We start from the raw sequence: 22,165 nt of genomic DNA, 5'->3' as shown, positions 1-22,165 counted from the left end.
CCCATCAGCCGTTGTAGCGGTTCATGGCCTCCTCGGGGCCCCGTTCGATGAGGCATTCCACTGCGTCGGCGGCGCGCTTCACCGCAGCTTCCACCGCTTTTTTGTCCTCGCCCTGGAACTTTCCCAGGACCCAGTCGGCCATATCACAGGCGGGGTGGGGCTTCTGGCCCACCCCCACCCGAACCCGGGGAAACTGGTCGGTGCCAAGGTGGGCAATGATGTTTTTCAGGCCGTTGTGGCCGCCGGCACTGCCGTTTTTTCGGACCCGGATCTTTCCAGGGGGAAGGGCCACCTCGTCGGAGACCACCAGGACCCGCTCCGGAGGGATCTTGTAAAAGGAAGCGGCCTCGTGTACCGCTTCGCCGGAGAGATTCATGTAGGTCATAGGCTTCATGAGCAGGACCTTCCGGCCGCCCAGCGTCACCGTGTTGGTGAGGGCGCGGAACTTCAGGCGCTGAACGGGTACGTTCAGGCGGTCCGCCAGCTCGTCGGCCACCATAAAACCCGCGTTATGGCGGGTATTCTCGTACTGGTCGCCAGGATTACCCAGGCAGACCAGCAGCCAGTCCACACCGCCGCTCTTTGGGGAGAAGAACATGGTTTCACCTCGATGATCTGGATAAGAAGCGGCCCAGCAAGGGGAGGGGGACTCCGGCGCAAGGCGGGCGCCCAGCCTTACAGAGGCCGACTTTCTTCCGATGCACAACGGGGGCGAAGCTGCCGCTCCGCCCCTGTCGCAGTGTTCAGTTGAAGCCGATCAGTTGAAGAGCTTGGAGACGGAGATCTCCTCGTAGATGCGCTCGATGGCCTCGGCAAACATCTCAGCCACGGAGAGATACTTGATTTTAGCACACTTTACCTCAGGACGCGCGGGAATGGTGTCGAGGAAGATGACCTCGTCCAGGACGCTGTCCTCAATGCGCTGGATGGCGGGACCGGAGAGAACGCCGTGGGAAGCGCAGGCGGTGACGGACTTGGCGCCGCCCACCTCGACCAGGGCCTTGGCCGCGCCGCAGAGGGAGCCGCCGGTGTCCACCATGTCGTCGAGGAGGATGACCCGCTTGTCGCGGACATCGCCGATGATGTTCATGACCTCGGAGGAGTTGGCCTTCTGGCGGCGCTTATCCACGATGGCCAGCGGCATATCCAGCTTCTGGGCAAAGGCGCGGGCGCGGGCCACAGAGCCCACGTCGGGGGAGACCACCATGACCTCCTGGTGACAGTCGGCATACTTCGTCATAAAGTGATTGACAAAAATGGGAGAGCCCAGCAGATTGTCCACGGGAATGTCGAAAAAGCCCTGGATCTGATTGGCGTGTAGGTCCATGGTCAGCACCCGGTCGGCGCCGGCGCGGGTGATGAGGTTGGCCACCAGCTTGGCGGAGATGGGGTCGCGGGGCTTGGTCTTGCGGTCCTGGCGCGCATAGCCGAAATAGGGGATCACGGCGGTGACGCGCCCGGCAGAGGCACGGCGCATGGCGTCGATCATGATGAGGAGCTCCATCAGGTTATCATTTACAGGAGAGCAGGTGGACTGGACGACAAATACGTCGGAACCACGGACGGTCTCATAGATGGAGACGGACTTCTCTCCGTCGGAGAACGTGCCCACCTCGGCGTTGCCCATCTGGGTACCCAACTTCTTGCAGATGTCCAGCGCCAGCTTGGGGTTGGAGTTGCCGGAGAAAATCTTGATGTCCTTGCCGTGTGCGATCATTTCAGCATCCCTCTCATTTTTTGTGATGTGTTTCACATAATTTGCAGGCGTTCCCGCCTGGAAGCTACGTTATTTCCGGCCCTTGGCCCTGCGGCGTTTGGCGGCCCACTGCACTTTGATGGTCTGGGGCGAGCGGGCGATGCACAGGCTGTCCGCCGGCACATCCTCGGTGACGGTGCTGCCCGCTGCGGTGTAGGCCCTGTCCCCGATTTTCACAGGGGCCACCAAATTGGTATTGCAGCCGATAAAGGCGTGGTCGCCGATGGTGGTGCGGTATTTGGCCGTGCCGTCATAGTTCACTGTGACAGTGCCGCAGCCGAAATTCACATGGCCGCCCACGTCGGAATCCCCCACGTAGGTGAGGTGGGAGATCTTGGTGCCGTCGCCGATGGTGGAGTTTTTGAGCTCCACAAAGTCGCCCACCTTCACGTCGGCGCCCACATGGCAATGGGGCCGGACATAGGCAAAGGGGCCAACCTTGGTCCGGTCGGCCACGGTGGACTCGTTGAGCTGGGAGGCGTTCACCGTCACACCGTCGCCGATGACACAGTCCTGGATCATGGAATTGGGGCCGATTTCGCAGTCGGCGCCGATGGTGGTCTTGCCCCGAAGGATGGTGCCGGGCAGGATCACCGTACCCTTGCCGACCCGCACGGTAGGGTCGGAAAAGAAGGAGCCGGGGTCGATGAACCGGGCGCCCATCCGCTCCAGACGGCTCACCTCCAGCACTTGCGCCTGACCCTGGTACATGCGCCACATGGCGGGGTTCCGACTCTGGAGGGGCATGGCGCAGGTCTCGCTCACCGCGCCGCCATGGAGCTTGAGGGCACCGGCGAAGTCCTCGCCGGCGGCCAGGTCGGCGGCCAGGACCTCGGTGGACATGCAGTACATGCCGGTCTCCACCTTGGGAGACTGTCCGGCGGGCAGGAAGTTGAGTCCGTCCGGCGCCAGAAGCACCGGGCGGGTGACGACCACCACCTTGCCCGGTTCCCGGGTGAGGAAAGCGGAGAGCTTTGCGCCGGCGTCGTCCGCGCCGGTGGTGACAAATTCCGTATCTGCGGGGAAACAGGCTGCAGCCGCCTCACGGTCATCATCGTGGCAGACCACCAAAAAACGGCCAACTCCTGCGCTTTTCAGGGCTTCGCACAGCCACACCGCGCCGGGAGAAAACAGCAGCTTCTCCAGCAGCAGGGGCATTTCATTGGCGTGATCGCGGGGCAGAAATACAACGGCGCCCACAGATTCCATATCAAAGCCTCCCAGAAAAAAGTCGAACGGACACAGTATAGCATATAAGAAGGGAAAAAGCGATGTCCAGTCTTGCAAGAACATTATATCAGAGCGAGAGGTTTTTTGCACTGATATATAAAAATTTTTCGCACAGGAATACAAAAAGCCGGCCTCGCCCCCTGAAAGGGGCGCGGCCAGCTTCCTGTTATACGGCGGCGGCAATTCGGCGGCGATATTTGCGGTTCCGGATGCGGCGGATACCGTGGTAGAGGTGGGAGACCTCAGCGGTGGCGCACAGTTTGTCCGCCAGATTGACCACCAGGGACTCCTTGTAGCGGGGCATCCGGCGGGAGAGGGGCCACATGTGGGAGATGATGATGTTCTCCTCCATAGGGGTGAGGCTCCCGCACAGGGCCCAGGCATTCTTCAGCGCAGCCACCGGATGGGCGAAGCACTGATTGCCGTAGTAGGCGGGCTTGTTCCGGGCGTCATAGAGATAGAGGTCATGGAGCAGCCCCGCTCTGGCCGCGGCCCTGTAGTCCAGGCCCCAGCGGCGGGCCAGACGGAAGGATACATAGGCCACAAAGACCGAATGTTCATAGCAGGAGGTGCCGGGGTGATGGGGCAGCGCCCGCATGGACTGGACTTCGGGGGAGTCCAGAAGGTCCCGGACACAGTTTACGAAACAGCGGATATTGACGTCATAGTACATGATGTGCCTTTCATCTGAGCGGAATAGATTCGTGGGGAGAGCCGTGTCGGGCGGCTTTCGCCGGGACGGAGGGGAGGGCCTGCTGCTTGCAGGAGTTATTTTTTATTATAGTGTGTAAGATGGGATTTGTCATGCGATTTCTCAGGAAAATAGGAAAAACGTTATAATAAATTAAGACTTGCAGCGGCAGGTCCGTGTATACTAAACTGTACCAAGCGATCTAGTACAGTCGGAAAGGAGGCCGGAAGTGTGTTCAGTTTGAATTATCGGGACGCCCGGCCCATCTATGAGCAGGTGAAGGACGGTCTGCGGCATCTGGTGGTCACAGGGGCCATCCAGCCTGGGGACCAGCTCCCCTCGGTGCGGGCATTGGCGTCGGCCCTGGCTATCAATCCCAACACCATCCAGCGGGCCTATGAGTCGCTGGAAGCGGAGGGATATCTCTACACCATGCCGGGCAAGGGATCCTATGCTTCGGAGCAGACTGGTGTGAATCAGGACCGGCGGCGGAGGCTACTGGAGCAGTTTGATGCCGCCGCCTCGGAACTCATCTTTCTGGGCATGACGGCGGAGGAGCTGGCCCTGCGGGTGTCCGGTGCGAAGGAGGGGAGAGTATGATCGAAGTTAAGCATGTGACAAAGACCTTTGACAGGTTTCGGGCGCTGGACGGACTCACCATGTCGGTGCCGGACGGGTCCATCTACGGCCTGGTGGGGCCCAACGGCGCGGGCAAATCCACCATTCTGCGCCACATCACCGGCATTTACCGCCAGGACGAGGGCGAGGTGCTGGTGGCGGGGGAGCCGGTGTACGAGAATCCGGCGGTCAAGGCCCGCATCGCCTCCATTCCGGATGAACTCTATTATTTCCTCTCCGCCTCCACCCGGGACATGATGCGGCTCTTCCGGGGCTTTTACCCCCGCTTCGATCAGAAGCGGTACGAGGCCATGAAGGACATCTTTACCACCGTAAATGAAAAACAGCCCATCCGGCGGCTCTCCAAGGGCATGCAGAAGCAGTCGGCCTTCTGGCTGGCCATGTGCTGCCGCCCTGAATTACTGGTGCTGGACGAGCCGGTGGACGGGCTGGACCCGGTGATGCGGCGTCAGGTGTGGAGCCTCCTCATGTCCGATGTGGCCGAATACGGTACCACGGTACTGGTCTCCTCCCACAACCTGCGGGAGCTGGAGGACGTGTGCGACCATGTGGGCATCCTCTCCCATGGGAAGGTCCTGGTGGAGCGGAGCCTTTCCGACCTTCAGGAGAATGTGGTAAAGATGCAGGTGGTCTTTCAGGAGAAGGAGCTTCCGCAGCTCCCCGCCGATCTGGAGATCCTCCATGTATCCCAGGTGGGGCGCATCCACACGCTTATCATACGGGGGAACGCCACCGACATCACCAACCGTCTGGCGGTCTACGCCCCCATCCTTATGGACGCCCTGCCCCTCACCCTGGAGGAGATCTTTATTTACGAGCTGGGAGGTGAGGACTATGAAGTCCGCGACATCGTGCTCTGACAGGAGGCTCTTCTATCCTGTCCTCTGGAAAAAGAACATGGCCCGGTTCTGGCCCATCTGGTCGGTATATGGAGCGTGCTGGCTCCTGGCCCTGCCCCTCAACCTGCTGATGTTGCGGGCGGAGGATACTTACGGCTCTATGCCGTCTCCCCAGTATTTTGCCGATCTGGAGGTCCTCTCCATGATCAAACCCGGCAGCGTGATCGCCGCGCTGGTGTTCGGCATCCTCTCTGCCATGGCAGTGTTCTCCTATCTCTACAACAGCCGCAGCGTGGGGCTCTTTCACGCGCTTCCGGTCAGGCGGGAAGGGCTGTTCCTCACCAACTACCTGTCCGGGCTCTCCTTTATGCTGCTGCCCTCTCTGGTTGTGTTTTTCTGCACCCTTTTGGCGGAGCTGGCCAAGGGATGTCTCAACATCGGGGCGCTGTGCATGTGGCTTGCCATGCAGGTGCTCCTTACGCTGTTTTTCTACTCCTTTGCCGTGTTCTGCGCCATGTTTACCGGACACATTCTGGCCCTGCCCGCCTTTTACGGGATTCTGAGCGTTCTGGCCGTGGTGATGGTCCAGCTCGTCAACGAGGTGCTGAGGGCGTTTGTCTTTGGCTATCGGTATGTGGATACCCTCAACACCCTGGGCACATGGCTGAGCCCGGTGATTCTGTTTTTGGAAAAACTGCGGGTGGACCGCGCCTGGGACACCGATGGAAATCTGGAAAGAGCCGTCTTTCAGGGCCTGGGGTACGGCCTGATCTATGCGCTGATCGGCGCTGCGCTGGCGGCGGTCGCCCTGGTGCTCTACCGCCGGCGGCATCTGGAGGGGGCGGGAGACGTGGTCACCGTGCGCTGGGTGCGGCCCATCTTCAAGTATGGGATGGCTTTCTGCTTTGCGCTGGCGCTGGGCCTGTTCCTCTACCTGTTCTTCGGCTACAACCTGCCCCAAGGGGCCTGGACGCTGCTGTGCTTCATGGTGCTCTGTGGAGCGGTGGGCTATTTTGCCGCTGAAATGCTGCTCAAAAAGAGCTTTTGGGTCTTTCTGGACAGCTGGAAGGGCTGTGTGGCGTTCTCTGCCTGTCTGGTGGTCCTGATTGCCGGGATGGAACTGGACGTGACGGGATTTGAGCGCCGGGTACCCGAGGCCGGACAAGTGACGGCAGTACGGATCAGAAATGTGAGCAGCGCGCCCTATGACAGAGGGGACGGCAGGGAAATCCACACGGCGGACCCGGAGCTCATCAGGGCGATCACGGAGCTCCACCAGAGTATCGTGGACGAGCGGGCGCGCCATGAGGGGACTACGTTCGGCGGCAGCTATGAGACGCGCACCCTGGCTGACGGGACTTATCTGGAGAGCGTACAGACCGAGGGCATTGTGAGCCTGCTGCTGACCTACGAACTGGCGGGGGGCGGCACCCTGACCCGGGACTACACCCTGGACGTCACGGAAGAAGACCTTCAAGACCCGGATTCGGCCGCGGCGCGGCTTACGGCGATCCTCAATCAGCCCGAGGTGATCCTGAACGCCTACTTCCCCCAGAGCTACGAAGGGCGGCAGATCACCAATATCAGACTGAATCTGATGGACATGGAAACGGGTGAATATGACAATTATCCCGTCCCCGCCGGATTCCGGGAGGATCTGGTGGCTGCGATAAAGGCGGATATCCAGGCCGGGCGTTTGGGACAAAGGTACCTGCTGGACGACGAGGCGCGGCTCACCAACTGCTATGTAAACGACCTTTTCATTGAGTATGCGCCGGTGGACCGGGAGAACAGCGCCGAATACGAGGGCGACGGATACAGTATCACTCTTCAGGTCAGCGCAGTGGAGACCCTGGAGTGCCTCCGGGAGGCCGGAGTACTGGACGAGACCCATATACTGGAGACCCAGGCGGAACACCAGCAGACCGAATGGCTGGAGCGCCGGGCTGAGGAACTGTTCTGGGAAGAGAATATGCGCATGGCGCCTGCGGCGGCGGAGCAGTGACCGCCTGAGCTGCGGTCATCCATCAGAAAAAGGCCCCCGGAATGCTGTTCACAGCATTCCGGGGGCCTTTTTCTGACAAGAGAGATCATGCGCCAAAGCCAGACTGCTCCGACAGCCACTGCAGCGCAAGACGCAGCAACTGCCCGTAGTCGGCGGCGGTGGCGTCGGCCAGCGAGACGGCCTGCGGGAGACTGCCGGCGGTCAGTCCGACCACAAACATCCCGGCCCGCTTCCCGGCCAGGATGCCGGGCGGAGAGTCCTCCACCACCATGCAGTCCTCGGGGCGCGCCCTTAAGAAACGGGCGGCATGCAGATAGGGGTCGGGGGCGGGTTTCCTCCGCGGGGCCGATTCGCCCCCCAGCACTACGTCGAAAAGTGGCAGCAGGGAAAAGCGGTTCAGCGCGTCCAAGACCTCCCGGCACTGGGTGGAGGACACCAGACCGGTTTTGGCGCCACGCTCTTTCACGGTACGGAGGAAGTGTTCCAGGCCGGGGAAAGGGCGCAGGCCCTCCGCCTCCAGATAGAGCCCCCGGCAAGTCCGCGCCAGCGCCCTTTGGCAGGCGGCCGCAGAGAGAGGCAGCTCAAAGCGCCTCGCCAGCCGCCGGGCGGCGTCGCGGTTGCTCACTCCACTCAGATCCAAAAGCGCCTCGGCCTGCACCTCGATCCCCTGCTGTTTTAAGAAACGCCTGATGTAGGCGAGACGTACCATTTCACTGTCCAGAAGTACGCCGTCCATATCCAGAAGAATCGTTTTCAATGCTTTTCCTTCTTTCTGCTGCGCTGTTCTGTGGCCCCCCTTTTTTGACGGCGGAGGGGGACGCCTCCCCTGCGGGACACGAAAAAGACAGAGCAGAGGAGGAGACCACGGCCCAGCGGCGTAAGGGGGAGAGCGGGTCGCGGAAGACCAGCGTGCTGACCGCCGGCCCCAGCATGTTGATCGCTGTAGCCGCAGAGGCCCCAACGTCGCGTGTCCCCAGGGCAAAGAGCACAATGGAGCTTATGTTGCAGAGCTGGTTCAGCAGGGTGAACAGATAAGCCCGAGGTTGCTGCATGGTAAGTACTAGTACATTCATTCATGTATATACAAGTATAATTGAGCTACAAATTGAATAATAGTCGATTTCTTGGATAAAGTCAACATATTTTTTGAAGCTTTTTTCGGTTTTATTTGGACTTGCTTAAGGATTAAAAGAAAGACTAAAAAAATCCCTTGACAAACTACCCGGGTTGATATATCTTGTATATACAAGTAAAAATAGATTGACCAAAGCTGTTTTTTTGCGCTCCCACACTTTTTGTCAGAAAGGAATTTGCCCTATTATGAAAATTGCAATTGGCAACGATCAGCATGGATTGGCCTATAAACAAATGCTTTTGAGCGCTTTCGCAGAGCACGAGTTTGTCGATATGGGCTCCTATGATACCCAGGCGGTGAGCTATCCCGCCGTTGCAGAGGCCGTTGCCCGCAAGGTGGCTTCCGGGGCGTGTGAGCGCGGCATCCTCATCTGTGGGACTGGTATCGGTATGGCCATGGCGGCCAACAAGATCAAGGGCGCATATGCCGCGGTCTGTCACGATATCTACTCCACACAGCGCTCCATCCTTTCCAACGACGCCAACATCCTCTGCATGGGGGCATTAGTGATCGGACAGAAAACGGCGGAGGAGTTGGTGCGCCTGTGGCTGCCGCTGCGCTTTGATCCCAGCAGTCCGTCTGCGGCCAAGGTGGCCCAGCTCCGCCAGCTGGAAGAGGTGTGACATGAAACCGTTTGACCGTGAAGCGCTGGAGCGGAGCGCCTTCCATATCAGGAGCAACATCGTGCGGACCATTGCCAGCAACGGTGAGGGGCACGCCGGCGGCGCGCTCTCCGCTGCGGATATCCTGGCGGTGCTCTACTTCGCTGTAATGGACTATGATCCGGAGGACCCCGTCCACCGCGACAAGCTGCTGCTCAGCGGCGGACACAAGTGCCTGGCCCTCTATGGAGCGATGGTGGAACTGGGGGTGCTGGAGCCGGAGCTACTGAAAACCTATAACCAATTGGGGACCCTCTTTCCCGGACACCCGGACGCCACAAAGTTGCCCTGCCTGGATTTTTCCACAGGTTCTCTGGGGCACGGCCTGCCGCTGGGCTGCGGCTATGCCCTGGCGGCAAGAAAGGCAGGTCTGCCGTACCGTACTTACGTATTGATGGGTGACGGAGAACAGGGGGAGGGCACCAACTGGGAGGCGGCGGCCTTCGCCGCTCACAATCATTTGGACAATCTGGTGGCGATCCTGGATGAAAATACCCTTCAGATCAATGGACGCACCAGCGAGATCTGCAAGCCCACCTCCTATGAGTCCCGATATGCTGCGTTTGGGTGGGCAGTAAGGCCGGTCCCCGGGCATGACGTTGGGGCCCTGTATGACGCCTTCGCACAGATCCCTCTGGAGCCGGGAAAGCCCACGCTCCTGGTGGCCAAGACCACAAAGGGAAAGGGGATATCCTTTCTGGAGGATCAACAGAAGTATCACCACTGGAACCCGGATGCGGGCGAAGCGGCCCGCGCCCTGGAGGAACTGGATGCCCGTGCGGCGGAAAGGGGTTGGTAAGCATGTGTTTGCGGGATCCCCGAAAGGCATTTGAGGCCAAGCTCCTGGAGCTGGGAAAAGACAATGAAGCGATTGTGGCGATTTCCTGTGACTCCGCCTCCGGCGGAGGCCTGGGCGCCTTTTTCCAGGCCTATCCCAATCGGAGCGTGGAGGTCGGCATCAGCGAACAGACCGCTGTGGGAATCAGCGCGGCGATGGCGCGTCAGGGCTTTATTCCAGTGGTCGTCGCCATCGACCCCTTCCTTACCATGCGGGCCTATGAGCAGATCCGGGATGACGTGGGTTATATGCACACCAATGTCAAACTGGTGGCCTCCGGCGGCGGTCTGGCCTATTCCACACTGGGGTCCACCCATATGGCTCTGGAGGACGTGGCCCTGATGCGCACCGTTCCCAATCTGGTGGTCCTCTGTCCCGGCGACGCCGACGAGGTGGAGTTCTGCCTGGAGGAGGCCATAAAGATAGACGGTCCCGTTTTTATCCGGATGCCCCGTCAGGCCAAGGAGCCGCCTGCAAAGCGGACGCAGCGAAAGCTGGAGCTGGGCAGGGGGGAGGTACTGGCGGACGGCGGTGTAGCCGCGGCACTCTTTACCTATGGGCCCAGCACGGCCGAGGCTGTAGAGGCGGCAGAGATCCTGCGGGAGCAGGGGGTATCGATGTCGGTAATCAATTTCACCACCTTAAAGCCGCTGGACGAAGAATTGATCCGACACTACGCGTCCTCCGCCAAAAAGGTTTTTGTCTTGGAGGAGCACGCACCCAACGGCGGGCTGGGCTCGGCGGTGGCCGATGTGCTGGCGCGGAGCGGAATATCCGTGCCGCTGAAGGTCTTTTGCGTACCGGAGGGGGCGAAGCAGACCGGGCCGTATGAGGCGCTGCTGAACTATTACGGCATCTCCGGAAGCGCCGTGGCCCGACGGGTCATGTCGGTCCTCTCCGGCGACTGATGCCCGCCCATGACGCTGTAATGTAATGCATTGGAAATAAGTATTAAGTATTAGGGGGACAAACAGAATGACAGTAAACTACCGTAGCCAGGGCGAGGGCACGCTTGGCCTCCACTTCCCACTGACCGCTCTGGGAGCGGGTGCGGCCAAAGGTGAGGAGGCATATATCGAGCGGGTGAAGGACCTGTGCCTGGAGCCGCAGCTTTTCTCTCTGCTGGAGGGGAAAGTGAAGTATCTGGCAGCCACGCCCCGGTTCAAGGATGTCATCCAGACCTTTGCGGTTCCCGCCGGAGAGACGCCCGCCGGGTTTCGCATCGAGAGCACGCTCCAGGAGGACGGACTTTTACTGATTGATTTAGTCCGCGATATCTCTTATGATAAAAACGGAGTGAAACGGCCTACCGGTATCCTCTACTCTGCCGACTCCGCCAACCCTTACGAGGTGGCGCCCATCGCCCCGCTGCTTGCAAACCTCACCTGCAATCCCGGCATCGTGTACGACCTGTTTATCAACAATCCCAAGGCCAATGTAGGGAATGCGTTCCATACCCGCGACGAGGTCATGACTGAGCTGGGACGTATTCTGGGACCCGGCTGTGACATCAGCGTGGAGCTCAACAACCCCTTTGAGGAGGACTTTGACAAAATCCTGGAGGAATGTGAGACCTTCAAGAGCATTCTCTCGGAATACCGGCTGGTGGTCAAGGTCCCCCACACCGGCCCTGTCAACCCCAACAATGTACATGAGCTGCTGGAGGGCGACAAGAAGCTCTCCACCCGGTACGACCAGGCGTCCACCGCGGACGCCCTGCGCGGCCACAATCTGGCACTCAGACTCAGGGAGCACGGATACCGCATCAATTACACCCTGATGTTTGAGCCCTATCAGACCGCCATGGCACTACAGGCAAAGCCCTATTTCATCAACAGCTTTGTCCGGCATCGCGCCAAACAGTCCTCTGCCATCAAGGTGCTGCTGGACTGCTATGACCGGACGGCGGACCGCAAATATCTGGAGGCGCTGCGGGCGGAACTTCTGGCCAACGATTACCTCAGCAGCGGGGAGGCGGACCGGGATCTGCTGGATGTGCTGAAGCTGGGCCGGGATGTCCTCAGATACCGCAATTTTGAGAACCCCGAAGGGGCCGATGGGCTGGACGGCGTGCGCCATAACCTCCGTCTCCTGCGCCAGACCAACCTGCCGGATACACGCCTGATTATCTGCTCCATGGAGGGCGAGTATAACTACCCCGACATCGACAACCTGATGGCCGACCCCGCCTATGCAGATATGGTGGACCGGGTGGTCATCACAGCAGAGCCCCAGTATCTGGCGCGGTTTACCGCTACCAACCAGGTGGTCTCGTATCAGCGCCGCTTTATGAACGCCGCCAACGGTCAAAAGTAGGAAACACAATATTTGAGAAGGGAGCCGTCTATGAACGAAAAGCTGATGGGCGTGTTCGCCCCCATCACGACCCCGTTCACCGCTGATGGGACCGTGGATTACAGCGGACTGGAGCACAATGTCCGCGCCTATGCCAAAAGCGGGCTGAAGGGGTTCCTGGCCCTGGGCTCCAACGGAGAGAACAAAAGCCTCACCAATGAGGAGAAGCTCAAGGTCCTGGAGATCATCTGTACCTGTAAGAGAGAGGACCAAGTGGTGATGGCCGGCTGTATCTTTGAGTCCACTTTCGAAACCATCGAGATGGCACATAGAATGGAGGCCTATCACCCGGATTTCCTCACCCTGCTGCCTCCCAACTATTTCAAAAAGCAGATGACCGACGATATCCTCTGCCGCTATTTTACGGATGTGGCGGAGGCCGTTCACACCCCATGCCTGGTCTACAACGCGCCGCAGTATGCCGGCGGTGTGGGCCTGTCCATCCCGCTCATCAAGCGGGTCGCCCAGCATCCCAATATCGTGGGCGTGAAGGACAGCTCGACTGGCAATATCGAGAGCATCCTGTTTGCGGTCCGGAATCACTTTGACGTGATGGCCGGCTCCATCAACAACTTTTTCATGGGAATGATCACCGGCGCCTCTGGGGGCGTGCTCTCCCTGGCGGATTCTTTCCCCGAGATAACGGTGGAGCTTTACCGCCTGCTGGCCTCCAAGCACTACGACAAGGCGGCGGCCCTCAATGACCGGATCCTTCAGATCAATAAGATCGTGTCCGGAAAAGGCGGTGTGGCCGCCGTGAAGTATGCCATGGACCTCAACGGCCTTGTGGGAGGATATCCCAGGCTGCCCCTGCTGCCCCTTGCGGAGGAGGACAAGGCGGGAATCCGGGAAAAACTGGCGGCGGAGGGACTGCTCTGACTCTTGTGGGACGCAGATCTACTACCATAAAAATAGGAGGCATATGTTATGGCAAAGTATGATTTCATGAGCTTTGGCGAAGCGATGGTCCGGTTTACACCTCCCGGCCACGACAGACTGGGACAGGCGGAGGAGCTCCAGCTGGGGATCGCGGCGGCGGAACTCAACTGCTGTGTGAATATCTCCAACCTGAGCCGAAAGCTGCTCAAACCTCAGCTCAAGACCGGCTTTGTGACCAAGCTGGTGGACGCCTGGGACGGAGACTACATCATCAAGCACGCCCAGATGCATGGCGTGGATATGTCCAATGTGGTGGTCTCTCCGTATGACAAGATCGGACGGAACGGGCGCAACGGCAAATGCTTTATTGAGGTGGGCATCGGTCCCCGTCCCAGCTATCAGACCTATGACCGCGGACACTCCGCGGTGGCCATGATCCAGCCCGGGGACATCGATTGGGAGTCTGTGCTGGATACCCGCTGGTTCCACACGACCGGCATTATCACCGCTGTGGGCGAGCATACCGCTACCGAGGTGGCCGCCGCGCTGCGGGCGGCCAAGAAGAACGGCGCGACCACCAGCTATGATCTGAATTTCCGCTCCACGCTCTGGTCCAGGGAGGATGCTCAGAAAGCCATGGTGGAGATCATGCCCTACGTGGATGTTGTCATCGGCAACGAAGAGGACTTCGAGACCATGCTGGGGATCAAGGCCGACAATACCGACCAGAACTTTTCCAAGCTGGATCCCGAGAGCTACCGCGGCGTGGCCCAGAAGGTCATGGAGAAGTACCCCAATGTGATCTGTGTGGGCACCTCGCTCCGCGAGGTCACCTCCGCATGCCTGAACAACTGGCGGACCGTGATGATGACGCGCAACGGCTTCTTCGTCTCCCGCAAGTACGACAATATCGAGATCTATGACCGTGTGGGCGGAGGTGACAGCTTTGCCTCCGCCCTGATCTGGGGCTTCCTGGAGGGCCATCCGGAGCAGGAGGTCATTGATTTTGCAGCAGCTTACTCCGCGCTGTGCCACACCATCCGCAATGACTGGAATCTGGTCACCACGGAGGAGGCCTACGATGTGATGAAGGGCGGCAGCGCGCGAGTGAAGCGCTGAGCGCAGCTCTGAATGAGTTTGTATGCTCTCTTTCCCTGTGTGGAGACCTTGTTTACGCGGAAAACCCCGCCTGCATCCTCTGGATGCAGGCGGGGTTTTCCGCGTGCGAAACCGAAGTTAAAACTCCAGCGTAATTTTGATTTTTTCCCCCCGAAAGGCGACCTTGCTGTATTCAAAAGTCAGGCCGTCCTCGTTCTGAATCACATCCTGTAAGAGAAGAAGGGGCTGGCCGGGCGCAATATTGAGGAGATCCGCTTCGTGGGCGGTGGCGGGGACGGACTCCAGCGTCTCTATGGTCTTTGCCCGGTGCAGGCCGTAGTCCTGACTCAAGATGGTGCACATCTGCTCTGTGGCGATGTCATGACGCCCCAGATCCGGGCACAGTTCGGCGGGAATATAGGAAGTGTGCACGCTAAGAGGAGTCTTTTTGAGATACCGCAGCCGGCGGACCACAAAAAAGACAGGACTTTTGATCCCGGAAAATTTGGCAAAGGTCTTTTTGTCCAGCGTCTCTTTCGTGATAGACAGGACCCGGGTGGAGACCTCATAGCCCATTTTTTCCAACTGCTCCCGAATTCCAGCGTAGGACAGAGACTGCGCCACGATCTTGGGCTCGGCGACATAGGTGCCCTTGCCTGGGATACGGAAAAGAACCTCTTCCTGCACCAGCTTCGTGATGACGTTGCGCACCGTGGTGCGGCTGATGCCGTACATATGGCTCAATTCATTTTCGGAAGGGATCAGAGCTCCGGGGCTCCACTCACCAGAATCCAATTTCCCCCAAAATAACTCTTCCATTTGAACATAGAGTGGCTTCGCGCTTGCTTTATCAAGAAGCATCTCTCTCCCCCATTTCTAATTGCTGGTGAGCCGGGGTTATGGCACTGCCAACCGCGCGTGTGTTCCCATTCCGTGCATCTGAAACTTTCAAAAAATATTCAGATAAACCGGTATAAACTCATATATACAGGGTGGAGTAAAATATACATTTCCTGTATGCAGAGTGCGCCGGCTCCGCTCAGGAAAATAGGGCTCACCAATCCCCCTTGTATATTTTTTATCATACATCAAAAAGCCATTATTTGCAAGCGTCGATTGTGAGGGTGTAAAAAACACACTTATGGACACAGGGGATATCTTGTGCAATTTGAAGCGTGAGAGAAAGAAAGGGCGGGGCGGATTTGTGTGCCGGCGTCTCCAAGCGAACTGTGCTGTGTAAAGAAAACATGAACTTGACGGCTTTCCCGTTGTGTTTTTGGAAAAAGGGTGGTATATTGAAAAGCGTCTATTGCGACGGTTAAGGAGAGTTATGAAATGAAATTTGGAACAAAGATGCTCAGCGCGGTCACCGCGGGGCTGGTTCTGGCCGCCTCTCTGGCGAGCTGCTCCAGCGGGGCGGCCACCGCTACTCCCACCCCGATCCCCCTGCCCGAGGGGGTGCCGGAGGACGTGATTCTGGAGGCGGCGGGGATCGCCAAGGACACCCCCCTCATCACTGTGGACGGTGCAGGTGTGCCGGCGGAAGAGCTCCTCTATTGGGTCACCTATTCTGCAGATCAGTATGCTCAATGGGGGATGACCGACCTCTCTATGGATATGGGCAGCGGGCAGACGCTGGGGTCATATTATCTGGACAGCGCGGTGGAAAACGCGACCCTCTATCAGGTGGTACGCAATCACGCGGAAGAGCTGAAAATGGGTTGGAACGAGGCAAATGAGGCCGACTACGAAGCGCAACTGTCCCAGTTGAAGTCCAGTCTGGCCGCCCAGATGGGGGTTGGCGCCGCCTCCGACGGCGAGTCCGCCAGCCCCGATCCTGAGATAGCTGCAAAGACGGACGCGGAATATGTCCGGTTCCTGGCCTATATGGGCCTGTCGGAAAACAGCTTTTTCCACATCAACGAGGTCTCCTATCTTTTCCAGAATCTGCGGCAGGGGCTCTATGGGACTAAGGGCACGGAGGCTCCCGACGGGGAAAAGATCGACGCAGCAGGCGTGCTCCACGCCAAACATATCCTCATCAAGGCGGTCCCTGTCACCGACGAGTCCGGTAACGTGACCGACGACGGTATGGCATCCGCCCTGGAGAAAGCCAACGCGCTCTATGATGAGATCACGGTGGCGGAGGACCCCATGACCCGCTTTGAAGAACTGATGAATGAGAACAGCGAGGATGTGGATTCCAGCGGAAATGTGAACGGCGGAGCCGACGGCTATACCTTTGGCCCGGGCGAGATGGTGACCGAGTTTGAGGAGGGCACCGCCGCGCTGGCGGTGGGGGAGATCAGCCAGCCCATCCAGAGCGACTACGGCTACCATATCATCCTCCGTCTGGATGCCGACAATGAGGCCGGCCAGAGCAAGTACGCGGACATAAAGATGAACGAGCTGGTGGACCAGTGGATGGAGGAGGCCAAGGTGGAGCGCACCGAGGCGCTGGACGGCTTGGACGTGCAGGCTTTCTACGATACCCTTGCGGAGCTCCGGCAGACCATGACCGCCGCCGCTGAGGCCGAGGACGCCCCTGCGGCCACCGATGCCCCTGTGGAGACGGGAACACCCGTCCCTACCGCTACTCCGGTGGGCTAAGAAGATAAAGATGACCGGACGGACAGCAAGAGCTGTCCGTCCGGTTTTTTGATGCGTCTATGCGCCGTCCCTCTTATTTATGACCACAATCGTCCGTCACGCTTCCCTTGGAAAGGGGACAAGCGGGGCGCTATACTTTGGGACAACCAGAATGTGGAAAAGAGGAGACGGTACTTATGAGCGCGTGGCATGCAAAGCGCACCGAGGAGGTGCTCAAAGAGCTGGGAACCGGCAGGAGATCGGGCCTTTCGGAGGCGGAAGCCGGAAAACGGCTGGGGCGGTATGGCCGCAACGAGCTGGAGCACCAAGAGCCGGAGGGGATGCTCAGACGTTTTCTGGCCCAGATGCGGGACCCGATGATCCTGGTCCTGCTCGCCGCCGCGATACTCTCCCTGCTGGCGAGCGGCGGGGAGGACTGGATTGACGCAGTGATCATTCTGGTCATCGTGGTGGTCAACGCCATCATCTCCATCTCCCAGGAGGACAGCGCCGAAAAGGCCCTGGAGGCCCTGCGGAATATGTCGGCCCCTCTGGCCAAGGTGATACGGGACGGGGGGCTACGCCGGGTGGAGACGGCCCTTCTGGTCCCGGGGGATATCCTTCAACTGGAGGCCGGGGACCTGGTGCCCGCCGACGCCCGGGTGCTGGAGGCGCACAGCCTCAAGGCAGACGAGTCCTCCATGACGGGGGAGTCGGTTCCTGTGAGCAAGGAGGCATGTGGAGCCCTGCCCGCGGATACCCCGCTGGGGGACCGGAGAAACATGCTCCTTTCCGCCACGGTGATCACAGGAGGAAACTGCACTTGTGTGGTCACGGGCACGGGGATGGACACGGAAGTGGGGCGCATTGCCGGAATGCTGATGGAAGAGGGAGATGGAGAGACCCCCCTCCAGCGAAAGATGGCGGAGATCTCCAAGACGCTCTCGTTCGTCTGCCTGTGCGTGTGCGCGGTAATGTTCGGCGTAGGACTTCTCCAGGGCAAGGAACTGCTGGACATGTTTATGACTGCGGTCTCCCTGGCGGTGGCGGCCATACCCGAGGGACTCCCGGCCATTGTTACCATCGTGCTGGCTCTGGGGGTGCAGCGGATGGTAAAGCGGGGCGCCATCGTCAAGCGTCTCCCCGCGGTAGAGACTCTGGGCTGCGCCGGGGTCATCTGCTCGGACAAAACAGGTACCCTCACGCAGAACAAGATGACGGTGGTGGACATATGGACCATCGGCGGCCGGCACAGGCAGGAGTGTCTGACCATTGGGGCGCTGTGCAACGACACGGTGCTCACCTACAGCCCCGGCGGAGAGATCGCCACCGCCGGGGATCCCACCGAGGCCGCGTTGGCGGCAGCGGCCTGGCGGGAAGGGCTGGACAAGAATGAGCTGGAGTGGAGCCAGCCCCGGCGGGCGGAGCTCCCTTTCGATTCGGAGCGGAAGCTGATGAGCACGGTCCATCCCTTGGCAGGGGGCGGGTTTCGGGTAATGGTAAAGGGGGCCCCGGACGTGCTCCTGGACCGGTGCAGGACCGCCTTGGGGCGGGTGGGGAAGACGCCCCTCAACGGCCCCCTGCGCCGGGACATCCTCCGCGCCAATGAGGATATGGCACAGCGGGCCCTTCGGGTGCTGGGAACGGCCTATCAGGATATTCCCGCACTGCCCGAGCGGCTGGACTCCGATGTTCTGGAGCGGGGGCTCACCTTTGTGGGGCTTGCGGGGATGATGGATCCGCCGCGGCCCGAGGTGAAGCGGGCCGTGGAGCAGTGCTATGGGGCGGGCATCCGCCCCGTCATGATCACCGGAGATCACCGGCTGACGGCTCTGGCCATCGCCAAGGAGTTGGGGATCTTCCGGCCCGGAGACCTGGCGGTCACCGGGGAGGACCTGGACTTCATGCCCCAGGAGATGCTGGAGCAGGACGTAGAGAAATTCTCAGTTTACGCCCGCGTGTCCCCGGAGCACAAGATGCGAATCGTGAAAGCCTGGCAGAAGCGGGGCAAGGTCGTGGCCATGACGGGGGACGGGGTGAATGACGCCCCGGCCCTCAAGGCCGCCGATATCGGATGCGCCATGGGCCTGTCCGGTACCGACGTGGCGAAAGGCGCATCCGATATGATCCTGACCGACGACAATTTTGCCACCATCGTTTCCGCGGTGGAGCAGGGCCGGGGGATCTACGCCAACATCAAAAAGGCCATCCATTATCTGCTCTCCTGCAACATTGGAGAGATCATCACCATCTTTTTTGCCACGGTGCTGGACTTTGCGCAGATGCCGCTGGTGCCGGTGCAGCTGCTGTGGCTCAATCTGGTCACGGACTCCCTGCCCGCACTGGCTCTGGGAATGGAGCCGGTAGAGGAAGGGATCATGAAGGAGAGGCCCCGGGCCGCCCACGAGAGCCTTTTTGCCCATGGGTTCGCGTTCCGCCTGGCCTGGCAGGGGGCCATGGTGGGGCTCCTTACCCTTGCGGCCTATATGCTGGGGGAGTATGTGCTCGGTACGCCGGGCACGGCGGATGGAGTGGCCAACACCATGGCCTTCGCCACGCTGACCATGTGTCAGCTCTTCCATGCCTTCGACGTGCGCAGCGAGCACCACTCCCTGCTGCACATCGGGATCTTTTCCAACAAGGCCATGAACAAGGCATTTCTGGTGGGCATGGCCATGCAGCTCGCCGTGCTGTGCCTGCCGCCTTTGCAGTTGGTGTTCGACACAGTGCCCCTGGATGCGGCGGAGTGGGCCTGCGTACTGGCTTTGGCCGTGGCTCCCGTGGTGATCTGCGAAATCGGAAAACGATGGGGCAGACGGGAGGGTTTCCATCCCGCAAGCTCCGGGAGGAGATAAAAAACGCCCGTCCGGCTTTAGCCGGACGGGCGTTTGCAATTGCTGAAAGAAGGCGCGGGCTTTTCCCGGGAGAGACTTACTCGGCGGCTCGGTTCTGCTTCCGCCAAGCGTCCAGCACGGCACAGAACACCAGGGAGAGATAGGTCTCCTCCTCATTGGCGCTGCGGCTGGTGAGGGCGATGGGCACTTTGGCGCCCACCACTGCGCCGCAGGTGACGGCATGGGCATGGATGAGCCAACTCTTGACCAGCGTGTTGGCGGTGGACAGGTCGGGGGCGATGATGCCGTCAAAACCGCCGCCGCTCCAGGGACAGTCATAGTGCTTCAGGCGGGCGGCCTCCTTGCTGAGAATGAGATCGTAGGAGATGGGACCCCACAGCTCACAGTCGGCAAAGGGCTTTTGCTTCTGCTCGGCGACCAGACGCTGGGCCTCCACCGTGTCCTGCATGTGGAAGGTCACGTTCTCCACCAGGGACAGCAGAGCCAGCTTGGGATCCTCATAGCCGAAGGCCTTCAGGGCATCGGCGGTATTCTTGATGATGGCCTTTTTCTGAGTCATATTGGGATGGATGACCACGGTCATGTCAGAAAGGGCCAGCAGCTTGGGGTACTCGGGCAGAGAGCACAGGGAGACATGGCTCATCAGCCGCTCGGTCCGCAGGCCGTTTTTGCCGTCCAGCACCGGCATCAGAAAATCACGGGTGGGGATGTTGCCCCGCATCAGAACATCTCCGTCTCCGGAGTTGATGATGTCGATGGCCGCCTGGGTAATGTTGTGTCCGGGAGGGGTATCCACCATGGTGTAGGGTTCCTTCTCCAGACCGAACTGCTCCAGCACCGTCATGGTGCGGGCGCGGTCGCCCACCAGCACAGGCTGCACAAGGCCCTTCTCCTGGGCGGCGAAGATGCCCTTGAGCATGTTCTCACCGTCAGAACCGGCCAGGATCACCCGCATGGGGCGGGACATCTTCGGGACGCGCTCCAGGATCGCGTCAAAGTTTTTCAGTTCCATTCTGTCATCTCCGATTCTTTATCCGACTCGCCGCAGGGGCGTGATTCAGGTTACAATTCAGTATACCGTATTTCCCGGGCAAAGACAAGAAGAAAAGAGGCCGAAGCCGGCGTAAAAATGAAGGAATAGGGCCTGAGGTCTGGTTAAAACTGCAAACACGCCCGACACCGGACCTTTTGCGCCCTGGAAGGCGCCGTTTCCCCCTGCAATTGAAATCCGTCCCCTGCGGTAAACCGGCGCCCGGGAGGGCAAGGACCCCTCGGTGCCGGGCATATTGCGAATATACAAACAGGCCCTAAGCAATACGGACGCTCCGCGACAGCGCGCCACGGGCGGCCAGTGCCAGCAGGAAGGTGGCCCCGCCGCCCAGGAGGACCGCCAGCCAGGGTACGGGCGCCAGGACATCGAACAGCACGCCGTACAGGGCCTGGCCCGCCGGCATTGCACAGACGGAGACCGTGGTGACCAGAGCGCCCACTTTGCCCAGCAGCGGGGCGGGGGTCTGCATTTGAAGAAAGGTCTGCGCCGAGATGGTGAAGAGTGCGGCACAGGTGAGGCCCAGCCCCATGCAGAGCAGGAGCGCGCCATAGGAGAGCAGGGGCGGGACCGGAAGGACCAGGGCAACGGCGACGGGGAGCAGGAGCAGTGCGTTGCACAGAAGATAGCGGTGGGAGGATTCGAAAGGGATTTGCCCCACGGGGGCGGCGGAGAGAAGGCCGCCCAGGATGGAGCCCAGGCCCAGGGCCGCCTCGGCCAGCCCGTAGAGCTGGTCGGAGAGGCCCAGGTGGACCTTGACCAGATAGGGCAGGCCTACGGTAAAGAGGGAGGAGAGAAACAGATTGATGAGGGCCACGATACCCAACAGCCGAAGGAGGGCAGGGTAGTCCCGGGAGAGAAAGCGGAAGGCAACGGCCAGGTCGTCCCTGGCCTGGGCCAGGAGGGGCGCGGTACGGGGCTGGGGCGTAAAGGGGATGTGGAGAAAGAGCTCCAGCACGGCGGAGCCGAAAAAGCATCCGGCGGAGACGGCCAGAATCGGATAGAACCCCAAAAAGCCCATGAGAATGCCCCCGAGGATGGGGCCCAGCAGCCCGGCCAGCGCCTGTACCTGGAGCACAACACCGTTGGCGGCGTTCAGGCGATCCTCCGCAACCAGGGCGGGGACGCTGGCCTGGACAGAGGGCTGATAGACCGCCTGAATGAGGGAAAGAAGCACCATAAAGAGCGTGACGGCGGCCAGATTGCCCGAGCGGGCAAAAAGCGCGTCGAAGACAAGGATGCACGCACAGGTGGAGAAGTCCAGGATCACCATGATGCGTGCCCGGGGCAGCCGGTCGGCCAGAATACCGCCTAACGGGGAGAGCAGCGCGGTGGGGACCATGGAGAGAGCCAAAATGCCGCCGAAAACAGCAGCTGAGCCGGTCAGCGCCAACACATGGAGAGAGAGGGCAAAGCGGAGGATGGCGTTTCCAAACAGAGATATGATCTGACCCACGGTCATCAGGGTAAAGTCGCGGGTAAAGAGACGGGGAACAGGCATAGGGAAGACTCCTTTCAGTTTAAATACCGACGGTTGGTATGTAAT

Annotated in this window: 19 protein-coding genes; 11 read left to right on the top strand and 8 right to left on the bottom strand. The window is 60.0% G+C overall.

Annotation, left to right across the window (positions count from 1 at the left end; all coding sequences use genetic code 11):
• Nucleotides 1-4 precede the first annotated feature (4 nt).
• From pth to SRB521_RS15625, 4 genes are all read right to left on the bottom strand, one after another.
• Complete coding sequence (pth, locus tag SRB521_RS15640) at nt 5-598, bottom strand: aminoacyl-tRNA hydrolase (protein WP_033118293.1); 594 nt, start codon at nt 596-598, stop codon at nt 5-7.
• A 159-nt stretch (nt 599-757) separates the two neighbouring features.
• Nucleotides 758-1,717 (bottom strand): ribose-phosphate pyrophosphokinase, encoded by a 960-nt coding sequence (locus SRB521_RS15635; RefSeq protein ID WP_033118294.1) that lies wholly within the window; start codon nt 1,715-1,717, stop codon nt 758-760.
• A gap of 69 nt (nt 1,718-1,786) precedes the next feature.
• Nucleotides 1,787-2,965, bottom strand: a complete 1,179-nt coding sequence (locus SRB521_RS15630; protein ID WP_075704818.1) for a DapH/DapD/GlmU-related protein — start codon at nt 2,963-2,965, stop codon at nt 1,787-1,789.
• Nucleotides 2,966-3,152: 187 nt separating this feature from the next.
• The gene (locus tag SRB521_RS15625; protein ID WP_033118296.1) at nt 3,153-3,659 is read right to left on the bottom strand and encodes an HD domain-containing protein; all 507 of its coding nucleotides are present in this window, start codon (nt 3,657-3,659) and stop codon (nt 3,153-3,155) included.
• Between the two features lie 249 nt (nt 3,660-3,908).
• Here SRB521_RS15625 and SRB521_RS15620 point away from each other — a divergent pair, with 249 nt between their 5' ends.
• Genes SRB521_RS15620 through SRB521_RS15610 form a run of 3 tightly spaced genes read left to right on the top strand, consistent with a single transcriptional unit; the run spans nt 3,909 to nt 7,160 of the window.
• Nucleotides 3,909-4,277, top strand: coding sequence for a GntR family transcriptional regulator (locus SRB521_RS15620; protein ID WP_116722536.1), 369 nt, complete (start codon nt 3,909-3,911; stop codon nt 4,275-4,277).
• Nucleotides 4,274-5,176, top strand: coding sequence for an ABC transporter ATP-binding protein (locus tag SRB521_RS15615; RefSeq protein ID WP_116722535.1), 903 nt, complete (start codon nt 4,274-4,276; stop codon nt 5,174-5,176). The genes SRB521_RS15620 and SRB521_RS15615 overlap by 4 nt, the downstream gene beginning before the upstream one ends.
• Nucleotides 5,151-7,160: a hypothetical protein gene (locus SRB521_RS15610; protein ID WP_075704816.1), complete on the top strand. Its 2,010-nt coding sequence runs from the start codon at nt 5,151-5,153 to the stop codon at nt 7,158-7,160. The genes SRB521_RS15615 and SRB521_RS15610 overlap by 26 nt, the downstream gene beginning before the upstream one ends.
• Before the next feature lie 85 nt (nt 7,161-7,245).
• Here SRB521_RS15610 and SRB521_RS15605 read toward each other — a convergent pair whose 3' ends face one another.
• The gene (locus SRB521_RS15605; RefSeq protein WP_058118655.1) at nt 7,246-7,917 is read right to left on the bottom strand and encodes an HAD family hydrolase; all 672 of its coding nucleotides are present in this window, start codon (nt 7,915-7,917) and stop codon (nt 7,246-7,248) included.
• Between the two features lie 563 nt (nt 7,918-8,480).
• On the opposite strand from SRB521_RS15605, the gene SRB521_RS15600 reads away from it, so the two are divergent.
• From SRB521_RS15600 to SRB521_RS15575, 6 genes are all read left to right on the top strand, one after another.
• Nucleotides 8,481-8,918 (top strand): RpiB/LacA/LacB family sugar-phosphate isomerase, encoded by a 438-nt coding sequence (locus SRB521_RS15600; protein WP_075704814.1) that lies wholly within the window; start codon nt 8,481-8,483, stop codon nt 8,916-8,918.
• Between the two features lies 1 nt (nt 8,919).
• Nucleotides 8,920-9,756 carry a transketolase gene (locus SRB521_RS15595; RefSeq protein ID WP_058118652.1) on the top strand — a complete coding sequence of 279 codons (837 nt, stop codon included), beginning with the start codon at nt 8,920-8,922 and terminating at the stop codon, nt 9,754-9,756.
• 2 nt (nt 9,757-9,758) lie between these two features.
• Nucleotides 9,759-10,703 (top strand): transketolase family protein, encoded by a 945-nt coding sequence (locus tag SRB521_RS15590; protein ID WP_075704813.1) that lies wholly within the window; start codon nt 9,759-9,761, stop codon nt 10,701-10,703.
• 67 nt (nt 10,704-10,770) lie between these two features.
• Nucleotides 10,771-12,111 carry a transaldolase family protein gene (locus tag SRB521_RS15585; protein WP_052082754.1) on the top strand — a complete coding sequence of 447 codons (1,341 nt, stop codon included), beginning with the start codon at nt 10,771-10,773 and terminating at the stop codon, nt 12,109-12,111.
• A 30-nt stretch (nt 12,112-12,141) separates the two neighbouring features.
• On the top strand, nt 12,142-13,029 hold the full coding sequence (locus SRB521_RS15580) for a dihydrodipicolinate synthase family protein (RefSeq protein WP_075704811.1): 888 nt from the start codon (nt 12,142-12,144) through the stop codon (nt 13,027-13,029).
• Between the two features lie 48 nt (nt 13,030-13,077).
• The gene (locus SRB521_RS15575) at nt 13,078-14,148 is read left to right on the top strand and encodes a sugar kinase (protein WP_033118304.1); all 1,071 of its coding nucleotides are present in this window, start codon (nt 13,078-13,080) and stop codon (nt 14,146-14,148) included.
• A 117-nt stretch (nt 14,149-14,265) separates the two neighbouring features.
• Here SRB521_RS15575 and SRB521_RS15570 read toward each other — a convergent pair whose 3' ends face one another.
• On the bottom strand, nt 14,266-14,946 hold the full coding sequence (locus SRB521_RS15570) for a GntR family transcriptional regulator (protein WP_195974258.1): 681 nt from the start codon (nt 14,944-14,946) through the stop codon (nt 14,266-14,268).
• A 516-nt stretch (nt 14,947-15,462) separates the two neighbouring features.
• Here SRB521_RS15570 and SRB521_RS15565 point away from each other — a divergent pair.
• Both SRB521_RS15565 and SRB521_RS15560 read left to right on the top strand, forming a co-directional pair.
• Nucleotides 15,463-16,737, top strand: coding sequence for a peptidylprolyl isomerase (locus SRB521_RS15565; RefSeq protein ID WP_116722534.1), 1,275 nt, complete (start codon nt 15,463-15,465; stop codon nt 16,735-16,737).
• 176 nt (nt 16,738-16,913) lie between these two features.
• Nucleotides 16,914-19,571: a calcium-translocating P-type ATPase, PMCA-type gene (locus SRB521_RS15560; protein WP_116722533.1), complete on the top strand. Its 2,658-nt coding sequence runs from the start codon at nt 16,914-16,916 to the stop codon at nt 19,569-19,571.
• 76 nt (nt 19,572-19,647) lie between these two features.
• Here the strand turns inward: SRB521_RS15560 and SRB521_RS15555 are convergent, their stop codons facing one another.
• A complete protein-coding gene (locus SRB521_RS15555) occupies nt 19,648-20,583 on the bottom strand; it encodes a phosphate acyltransferase (RefSeq protein ID WP_033118308.1) in 936 nt (311 codons plus the stop codon).
• 295 nt (nt 20,584-20,878) lie between these two features.
• The gene (locus SRB521_RS15550) at nt 20,879-22,120 is read right to left on the bottom strand and encodes an MFS transporter (RefSeq protein ID WP_116722532.1); all 1,242 of its coding nucleotides are present in this window, start codon (nt 22,118-22,120) and stop codon (nt 20,879-20,881) included.
• Between the last annotated feature and the right edge of the window lie 45 nt (nt 22,121-22,165).

Origin of the sequence: Intestinimonas butyriciproducens, from assembly GCF_004154955.1 — a bacterium.
Lineage (GTDB): Bacteria > Bacillota > Clostridia > Oscillospirales > Oscillospiraceae > Intestinimonas > Intestinimonas butyriciproducens.
The sequence above is the reverse complement of the archived record's forward strand: the minus strand, read 5'-3'. Positions and strand labels throughout refer to the sequence as shown.